The sequence below is a fragment of the Geitlerinema sp. CS-897 genome, from assembly GCF_028368005.1.
GTDB classification, from domain to species: domain Bacteria; phylum Cyanobacteriota; class Cyanobacteriia; order Cyanobacteriales; family Geitlerinemataceae; genus Baaleninema; species Baaleninema simplex.
In genome coordinates this window covers 1-8,299 of sequence record NZ_JAQNCQ010000281.1, presented here as the reverse complement: position 1 = coordinate 8,299, position 8,299 = coordinate 1, and the positions used below count along the sequence as shown (strand labels likewise).

The 8,299-nt window shown below is 53.2% G+C and carries 9 protein-coding genes; 5 read left to right on the top strand and 4 right to left on the bottom strand.

Annotation, left to right across the window (positions count from 1 at the left end; translation table 11 throughout):
* Positions 1 to 440: 440 nt before the first annotated feature.
* Entirely contained in the window at positions 441 to 1,709 is a 1,269-nt protein-coding gene (locus POG22_RS17695) for a vWA domain-containing protein (RefSeq protein ID WP_498906662.1), read from the bottom strand.
* Positions 1,710 to 1,990: 281 nt separating this feature from the next.
* Here POG22_RS17695 and POG22_RS17690 point away from each other — a divergent pair, with 281 nt between their 5' ends.
* The 3 genes from POG22_RS17690 (at position 1,991) to POG22_RS17680 (ending at position 3,993) form a co-directional block, all read left to right on the top strand.
* Entirely contained in the window at positions 1,991 to 2,653 is a 663-nt protein-coding gene (locus tag POG22_RS17690) for an ATP-dependent Clp protease proteolytic subunit (protein ID WP_017660222.1), read from the top strand.
* A gap of 92 nt (positions 2,654 to 2,745) precedes the next feature.
* Positions 2,746 to 3,342, top strand: a complete 597-nt coding sequence (locus tag POG22_RS17685; RefSeq protein WP_498906661.1) for an ATP-dependent Clp protease proteolytic subunit — start codon at positions 2,746 to 2,748, stop codon at positions 3,340 to 3,342.
* Positions 3,343 to 3,405: 63 nt separating this feature from the next.
* Positions 3,406 to 3,993, top strand: a complete 588-nt coding sequence (locus POG22_RS17680) for a J domain-containing protein (protein ID WP_498906660.1) — start codon at positions 3,406 to 3,408, stop codon at positions 3,991 to 3,993.
* Here the strand turns inward: POG22_RS17680 and POG22_RS17675 are convergent.
* Both POG22_RS17675 and POG22_RS17670 read right to left on the bottom strand, forming a co-directional pair.
* Positions 3,990 to 4,832: a DUF3747 domain-containing protein gene (locus POG22_RS17675; RefSeq protein ID WP_498906659.1), complete on the bottom strand. Its 843-nt coding sequence runs from the start codon at positions 4,830 to 4,832 to the stop codon at positions 3,990 to 3,992. The two genes, POG22_RS17680 and POG22_RS17675, sit on opposite strands and share 4 nt — an antisense overlap.
* 162 nt (positions 4,833 to 4,994) lie before the next feature.
* Positions 4,995 to 6,608 (bottom strand): B12-binding domain-containing radical SAM protein, encoded by a 1,614-nt coding sequence (locus POG22_RS17670; protein ID WP_498906658.1) that lies wholly within the window; start codon positions 6,606 to 6,608, stop codon positions 4,995 to 4,997.
* A gap of 392 nt (positions 6,609 to 7,000) precedes the next feature.
* On the opposite strand from POG22_RS17670, the gene POG22_RS17665 reads away from it, so the two are divergent.
* Positions 7,001 to 7,315: a DUF6679 family protein gene (locus tag POG22_RS17665; RefSeq protein ID WP_498906657.1), complete on the top strand. Its 315-nt coding sequence runs from the start codon at positions 7,001 to 7,003 to the stop codon at positions 7,313 to 7,315.
* 156 nt (positions 7,316 to 7,471) lie between these two features.
* Positions 7,472 to 7,819, top strand: a complete 348-nt coding sequence (locus POG22_RS17660) for a hypothetical protein (RefSeq protein ID WP_498906656.1) — start codon at positions 7,472 to 7,474, stop codon at positions 7,817 to 7,819.
* A gap of 209 nt (positions 7,820 to 8,028) precedes the next feature.
* Here POG22_RS17660 and POG22_RS17655 read toward each other — a convergent pair.
* Positions 8,029 to 8,299 (bottom strand): transposase (locus POG22_RS17655; RefSeq protein ID WP_498906655.1); only part of this gene is annotated, 271 nt, incomplete at its 5' end.

Below are 8,299 nucleotides of genomic sequence, written 5' to 3'. Positions count from 1 at the left end.
GGTTTTCCGATCGAGAAGCTCAAAAACCTTGGATTTTCGTCGGCGATTACCGATTCAATTGGGAAGCTAGAGTCCAAAACGACCATTGGGCAAGCTGTACGGCATCAGAATTCGCTCTGGAGACTTATTCAGCAAGCCCTGTCGTATTTTATCGGTTGAGGAAAGAACTGCGCTAACGTCGATAATCTGACTTGCCGATGAGTTTGCAGTATCTAAGACCAGCCACTTTAAGATCCTAATTGGCTTCTCATTGAGATGGATGCGTAGAAAATCTTGGTAGAATTTCGGTAGCATTTTTTCGTTGGGGTGGCCGCAAACGCCACCCTCTTTTTTGGGACTCCTCTATTCTCTCAAACAATTGCTCCGTCTTGCTTCCGTCTACCTTGTCAGCCTCTCAGGTGGCTACTTTTTTTCAGGCATCCTCTGATTACCCTTGACTATCAATTAACAAATACACTTTTCGAGACAATTCGTGTTTGTTTGCAATCGCGATCGGATAGTTGTTTTCCCATTTTGAGGTGTGTTACTGTCGTTTTTAAAACTTCTGCCGCTCGGGTGTCTTTTAACTGCAACGCTGTTTTAATGGCAGCTTGTAGCATCGTTACGGCATCGCTGCGATCGCCTTGACGTAGCTTGGCTTCTGCAATTTGAATTTGACGGTATTTTGCCAGTGCCAACACCCAGCGGGTGACGTGGGGTGCTTCCGAGGGAATGTAGGGATAGGTGACGTTCGCCTCGACGGAGGAAACCTGAGAGACGAACGGGTTTTCAGTCGATACTGGATTGGTGTAGCGTACCCGCACCTCCGCCACGGGATGTCGTCCTTCGGGGAGTCCTTCGAGGTAGAGGTTGGCGATCGTCACTCGTGCCACGTTCGTCATCACATCTCCCAAGCGCACGGACACCCAACCCTCTTTTGAGACTTCCGGGGGCAGTTCGTCGGCCGATACGGGAGATAATTCTTTGGTTTCGGGTTCCACTTGTGCTAGGGGTTTGAACTGTGCCAGACGCACCCCTGGGGACAGGCGAAACTCTAAATAGGCGTTCGTTAAAGCGACAGAACGCGCGCGATCGAACAATCGGGCAAAAGCAGCGATGGCGTCATCGGGGGTTTCGACGTACACCAAACTTCCCCCACTCGCATCGGCAATGCGTTCTAAAACATCGGTATTCCAGCGATCGCCAAACCCCAGCACGTTCAACGTTAGGTTGTTTTGTGCGGCCAGTTGCGCCAATTTCAGACAGCGATCGTCGCTACCGTGTTCGTTGTCGCCGTCGGTCAGGACGAACGCTTGGGAGACGCGATGTTGTCTGCCTTTAAACAGTTCGTGAATTCCCAATTTTAACCCTTCGTCGAGCGCCGTTCCGCCTCGCGCTTGAATTTTACCGATCGATCCCTTCACCCACGCCGGATACAATAGGGGTTGGTTGTTGACTAGCACCGTCGCCTGACGGTCGAAGGCGACCACAGACAAGCGATCGAGCAGAGACAGGCGATCGACGAGGCGCTGTGCCGCCTGTTTGACTGTGGCGAGGGGATAGCCTGCCATCGACCCGCTACGATCGACGATCGAACAAAGATTGAGCGGAATCGGTCGTGCGGTCGAATCCGCCACCGCAGCAACAGAAACGGCCAGTTGTCGCTGATGGATCGAGCGCGTCGCATCCAGATTCGGATCGCTCAGAGCAGTTTCGAGACGAACGTTCATAGACGGTTTGACGGATAAGAGTCGCGATCGGTTCCAACCCCACGGCCGATCGCCCCGATTCCGTGAATCTACGTAAAAGATAACGCGAGCAATTGGCGATCGCCTGTGATGTTATTCACTGTAGGCGATAAGGAGGAGATGAAGCGATCGCTCGGATGAGGAAATCGGGCGTCTGTGGACTCACCGGAAAAGCTGTCTCGAATCCCTCAACAAGTTAAGATGTATTAAAGACAGCGCGGTTCGGACAACCGCAGCACGTACACCGAGCAAGGGAAGCGCCAATGAACCTACCGATTCAAGCCGTTCAATCTCCCTACTACGGCTCGCCACCCAACCGTACTCCGCCCCCCGATTTACCCTCTCTGCTACTCAAAGAGCGGATCGTGTATTTAGGGATGCCCCTCGTTCCCGCCGTGACGGAATTGATTATCGCGCAGTTGTTGTATTTGCAATACGACGATCCCGATAAACCCATCAAAATCTATATCAATTCCACGGGAACCTCAAATTACGGCGGGGAGCCGATCGGCTTTGAAACCGAAGCATTCGCCATTTGCGACACCCTCCGTTACATCAAACCCCCCGTTCACACCATCTGTCTGGGAACGGCCATGGGAATGGCGGCGATGTTGCTCTCGGCAGGCACGAAAGGCTGTCGGGCCAGTTTGCCCCACGCCTCGATCGTCCTTCACCAGCCGAAAAGCTTCGCACGAGGTCAGGCGACCGACATTCAAATCCGAGCCAAAGAAGTAATCGCCAACAAAGATACGATGTTGGAGATTTTGTCGCAAAATACCGGGCAATCGAAAGAGAAAGTTGCCAAAGACATGGATCGGATGCTCTATATGACGCCGGAAACCGCCCAGGAATACGGCATCATCGATAAAATCCTCGCCAGCGAAAAAGGCGACAAACACTCGAAGAAACTGGCTGGTGTCAACTAGGCGATCGCCGATTGTCCTCTGTCGTGTTGGGCAGCACTCGTTAGAACTGCACTCGTTAGAACTGCACTCGTTATAAGGGAGTACTCACAGCTATGCCGATCGGCGTACCTAAAGTTCCGTATCAGATGCCTGGGGATACTTATACCCAGTGGATCGACATTTACAACCGTCTGTATCGCGAACGTATTATCTTCATCGGTCGCGATATCGACGACGAGCTGGCGAACCAGGTCATCGCCGTTATGCTCTATCTGGCCTCGGAAGATCCCGACAAAGATATTATGCTCTACATCAACTCTCCCGGTGGGTTGGTGAGTGCGGGCATGGCGATTTACGACACCATGCAGCACATTAAATCTGACGTGGTTACGATCTGCGTTGGATTGGCGGCGTCGATGGGGTCGTTTCTCTTAGCAGCAGGAACGCCGGGCAAGCGTTTGGCTCTGCCCCACTCGCGCATCATGATCCACCAACCCTCTGGGGGAACGCGCGGTCAAGCCAGCGACATTCAAATCGAAGCTAAGGAAATTTTACGGATTCGCCAGCAGTTAAACGAAATTTACGCGACGAATACCGGACAGCCCATCGAGAAGATCGAAAAGGATATGGATCGCGACTTCTTTCTGTCCGCAGCGGAGGCGAAAGAGTACGGATTGATCGATCGCGTCCTTGAAGGAAACCCTGTCTAGATTCCGATTGTGTTTTTCCCTCGGTCACAGCCGGGGGAATCCTTTTGTCTTGTAATCCGAGAGATGGAGCCGATCGACGACTATCGCGTTTTAGGATTGACTGCCAACGCCACCCTCGAGGACGTCAAAGCCTCTTATCGGCGTTTGGCTCGGCGTTACCACCCCGACCTCAACCCAGGACTCCCGGCGGAAAAATTCGTCGAACTACACGCAGCGTATCAACGGCTGTTGCAAACTGTTCGAGCGAGCGGCGATCGCCCAGTCACGCCGCCCCCAAAACCCCAACCCCAACCGAAATCTCCGTTTCGGCACAATCCCCATTTGTCGGAACTCGAACGTCAGCTTAAAACCCAAGCGTACTATCGCTTGCAACGGCTGTTTCGCCAGCAGAAGTTCCCTCACGCCATCGCCCTTGTAGAAGGACTCGCTCACCGACTTTCATCTGATGTTGAAGTGCGTCAGTGGCAGGCGGTCACGTATCAGAAGTTCGGCCGCTACTGCATCGAACGGCGGCAGTTCCAAAAAGCGCGGATTTATTTGAAAAAATCTCTGCGAACCGACCCCCACAACCGCGCCTTGTGGCTGGAGGTCGAACGGGATTTTCGCCGTTTGGAACGGTTGATGTCTCAGAAGGTACGGCGATCGCGTTAGCGTTCGGGACCGACCAGTTCCGGTAACGGTGACGGAGGGTTCCGAAAGGCTTCTCGGGGTTGCAGCGGGGGAACGACGGAGGCGTCGTCGGGTTCGGTCTCTTCCGACATCGTCTCGTCGAGCCACTCCTCTTCGGAAACGGTTTCGGGGACGATCGGCGTTTCCCCGAACTCGATCGTGATGTCGGGGTCTTCGGCCTCGTCGAGGGTCAGCGTCGCATCGACGGGAACCTCGGGAGTCGTCGTCGCCGTGGCGGGTTGAGAAGGGGTCTCGAGTTGGGTAAATTCCGCCAACGTCAGGTCGTGGGTGAGATAGATATGGCCCAGCGATCGCCCTTGATAGGTTCGTCGCGTCAACCGCCAACCGGGATCGAGGTAAATCCGTGTAAAGCCAGAGGTCAACCCTCGGGTGCGACCGATTTCGAGTTGAGGTAAGTTCCGGTTGAGACCGAAAGGCAATCCGACTAAGACGAGTTCGCTGCCACGCTGAACGACCCGCAGGCTGTACTGCATTCCGAGATCGCGATCGCCCATGCGAATGGAGTAGCCGTTGCTATCGGTGGCACGTCCGCAAATTCCAGTAAAGTCAAAGTCGAGAAGTAACGGCTCGACGGCAGTGGGATTCGTGCCGCGTTCGGTCCAACAGGGTCGCGTGTCGGCAATTTGCTCGACGAGGAGCAGTTGGTAGCCGTTGGTTTGACCGATGGGTGCGGCGATGGCGATAAAATCCGCGCGTTCGACTTCGCTAGACTCGAAGGCGGTCGCCAAGGCCGAGCCAGTCGTTCCCACAGTGGAAAATACTACTGTAGCTAGAGCAGTCAGTCGTCGGGCTAGTTTCATGAATTCCCCCCACTTGTGCTTCTCGTGATGGTTGAAGATATTTGAGAGATCGTGGAACCTCGAAGCCGGTTTCACAGTCTAGTCTTAGTTAACTCGTTCGAGCGAACGAATCTTTGTTAACCATACATCGTTATTCGGCGATCGAAAACCGCGTTTTTTCGGTTAAGTGGTTGCCATCCATTTTCGGGCGTCTTCGAGATGTTTCAGCAGGGTTTCGGGGGGAAGCGGCCCCTGGAGGTGATGCCAGGGCAATATGCGATCGCTCTCGTAATCGTTGCGAACGTAATCGTCTAAACTTGGAAGTTTTCCGCGTAATTGCTTGAAGGCGCGTTTGTAACTGCCGATCGAGTCGCCGTAGCCTCGCACGAGTTCTAAAACGGTCGAAATGCGTCGGTCTCCGCGCGAAATTAAGGCTTGGATCGTCGACCAGTTATAACTTTCGGGACGAAAATCGATACCGCGAGATCGCAGTTCTTTTTGTAAGGTTTTCAGGCGTTTTTTGGCTTCGGGACGGACGCCAAAGCCTTGAAACGGCGTGTGGGCTTTGGGGACGAAGGTACTGCACCCGAGGGTCAACCGCAGTCCTGGGGCGGCTTTTTTTACCTGTACCATCATCTCGACGGTTTGGGCGAGGTCGTCCTCGGTTTCGCCGGGAAGTCCTACCATTCCGTAAAGTTTGAGGGCTTTGAGTCCGCCCGCTTTGGCGTTGACGGCCGCTCGCACGATTTCGTCGTTTTCGAGTTTTTTGTTGACGATCTTGCGAATCCGTTCCGACCCGCTTTCCACGGCGATGGTGATGGATTTGGTGTCCCGTTTGCTGAGGATCTGCGCCAGTTTGGGGGTGACGGTGTTCGTCCGCACCGACGCGATACTCAGGCGGACGTTATCGTATTTGTCACTGTCGAGGCGATCGAGTAACGCTTCAAATTCGGGATGTTGGGTAATGGAGGCTCCCAACAGTCCCAGGCGATCGCTCACTTGCAACCCGCGATCGATCGCTGGAATTAAAGACCCCTCGAGACTGGCGGTTCGGAACGGCAACGTCAGGTAACTGGCCAGACAGAAGCGGCACATTTCCGGACAGCTTCGCACCACTTCCACCATATAGATGTTGGGCCAGGCGGCGAGTTCGGTGACGACGGGAGAGGCGGAGAGGGTATTGCCGCGATAGGTTTGTTTGCTGACCTGGGGGGGAACGTCGGCGTCGATGGGAACGATGGCGGCGATCGCACCGTCGGGGGCAGTGTAACGCACTTCGTAGAGACTGGGAACGTACACCCCCGGAACTTGTGCCAGTCGCCGCAGTTTTTCGCCTCGCGAGGCGTGGCGGACGTCTTTATACGCGTCGAAGAACGCCGGAACGAGGTCTTCTCCGTCCCCGAGCAGGACGATATCGAAGAAGTCGGCAAAGGGTTCGGGATTGGCGGTGAGGACAGGGCCGCCGCCGAAAATTAGCGGGTCGCTGTCGCTGCGGTGCTGCGATCGCACGGGAATATCGAGCGATTCGAGGAGGGTTAAAACGTTGGCGTAGTCCAATTCCCAAGACAGGGAAAATCCCAAAATTTCCGTATCGCTGGGAAGGGATTCCCTGAGATCCGTAAACAGACGGCGCACGGCCACATCGGTACGCATGGCCAAGGTCGCCCAAACCAGTTGGTAGCCGAGACTCGTGATACCGACGCTGTAGGTGTTGGGAAAGGCGAAAACCACAGGAATCGCGTCGGGGTCGGGGGTGGCGGGATCGAAAAGGAGGCGTTCGGCGGAAAAAGGAGTCACGATGGCGATTGTAAGGACAGACCCGGTTTGAAACAGTAGCCTATCTATCTTAACGAGATGTCCCGAAGCCTCGACGACCGCTCGAATATTCGTCTGCCTCCGACATCGACGAAGGTTCGGCAACACGTTAGAATAACGGTGAGCTATAGGCCAGTCTCTTTTGAACCCGAATGAAATTCTTTCCTGGTTGGATGTTTGACATCAACGTTCGTTGTTTACCCTCCCTCCATACGTTTTCCCGCGTTACGACCTCGGTTGAAACAACTTGCCTCGATCGCGCGGGCGATCGCTAAACGACTCGCCCCGAGAGACAAGCGAAACTGCCTCTTCAAGCTGTTTTCGTTTGTCCCAAAACCACCAAACTGGGTCAAATGCTGTAGGAGAAACGAAATATGCTACACCGAAAGTTGTATCAACTCTGCTGTGACGGTCGGGAAGTTTGTATCTTTTTGAGAGACCAGCAACGTTGGATCGATCGCGCTCAAATTTTGGACATTGAAGGCGATTTAGTTACCCTGCGCTACGAATCCGACGAAGAAGATGAAATTTGCGCTTGGGAGGAAATGGTTCGCCTTGAAAGTATCGGATCTGTCACTCAAAAGTTAGCCAGCATTCCCAAAGGAAACGTCGAACCCCTCGTGTGCGAGGATTGTCCCGAAGAGGAAAAAATTCGGAAAATCCATCCCGACTCCGATCGCGATCGATAGGCTCGAAGCCCTTGTCGTCGCCCTCGACTCTCAGCCCAGTTCTTTCGAGAGAACTGGGTTTTCGCCATCTTTTGAGACAACCGATCGAATTCCCGAACGCCACGATCGGCTCTGATATGATATGGTGAGTTCAATGTCGCCCCTCCAAGTTAACCTATGGCTCGCTACACTGCTCTATTTGTTGTAGCCGCTCCCGTGCAGCACGTGCGGCAAGTTCTTCCCGACTTGCTCAAGTCGTGCCACTTCGAGCCGATTTATCAAACTGAAGATTACGTGATGGGTCGCGAGACACCGGGACGGGTTGCTTATGCGAAGTTGGTCACTGTTGAAGTTTTAATCGACGTTCCCATCGACAACGACTGCGAGGTTCGGCTGAGTTTCGTAGTGAAGAACGAAGAACTCCCGCTTCAGATTAACAACCACTGTCAGGAAATGTTCGAGTCTTTGAAAATCTCAGTGGTAGAGAGCGAACAGTGGCAACTCCTCGAAACTGTCGCTGGTTGACCCTGCGCGATTCAAGAGAACAGAACCCCGGACTCCAACAGCTCCCCGGCATCTCAAAGATACCGGGGAGCTAGTTGTTACACCCAGTTCACATCTCCAATTCTCTGTATTCTCTGTGTCCTCTGAGCCTCTGTGGTGGGAACTTCTTAGGGTTTGCTGAAAAAGTTATCAAAAGCTGGGGGTGGAAAATGAACAAGAAGCCGTCTTGCTCAAGGTATAAATCTGAATTGACTTAACTCGTCCACTTTATAAGTTAAAATAATATTTCTCGACAAAATTATGAAGTTTGGGAAAAATTGACACAAAAAAAGACAGTAAAACTGCCTCAGCAGCTTCACTAGGTTCATCACTAAAAAGGTCAGAGCGATGGAGGTTTCCGAAGTATTAGGCAGTTTAGCCATAACACGACTTAAGCTGAATCTTCTTTTGGCTTGTCCAAATTTCCCCTCGATTGCATTACGAATGCGCTCATCTTCCTGG

Excerpts from the sequence above, each read along its gene's own strand:
- POG22_RS17665 (WP_498906657.1), top strand. The coding sequence starts at position 7,001 with ATGCTACACCGAAAGTTGTATCAACTCTGCTGTGACGGTCGGGAAGTT.
- POG22_RS17660 (WP_498906656.1), top strand. The coding sequence starts at position 7,472 with ATGGCTCGCTACACTGCTCTATTTGTTGTAGCCGCTCCCGTGCAGCAC.
- POG22_RS17675 (WP_498906659.1), bottom strand. The coding sequence starts at position 4,832 with ATGAAACTAGCCCGACGACTGACTGCTCTAGCTACAGTAGTATTTTCC.
- POG22_RS17680 (WP_498906660.1), top strand. The coding sequence starts at position 3,406 with ATGGAGCCGATCGACGACTATCGCGTTTTAGGATTGACTGCCAACGCC.
- POG22_RS17695 (WP_498906662.1), bottom strand. The coding sequence starts at position 1,709 with ATGAACGTTCGTCTCGAAACTGCTCTGAGCGATCCGAATCTGGATGCG.
- POG22_RS17685 (WP_498906661.1), top strand. The coding sequence starts at position 2,746 with ATGCCGATCGGCGTACCTAAAGTTCCGTATCAGATGCCTGGGGATACT.
- POG22_RS17690 (WP_017660222.1), top strand. The coding sequence starts at position 1,991 with ATGAACCTACCGATTCAAGCCGTTCAATCTCCCTACTACGGCTCGCCA.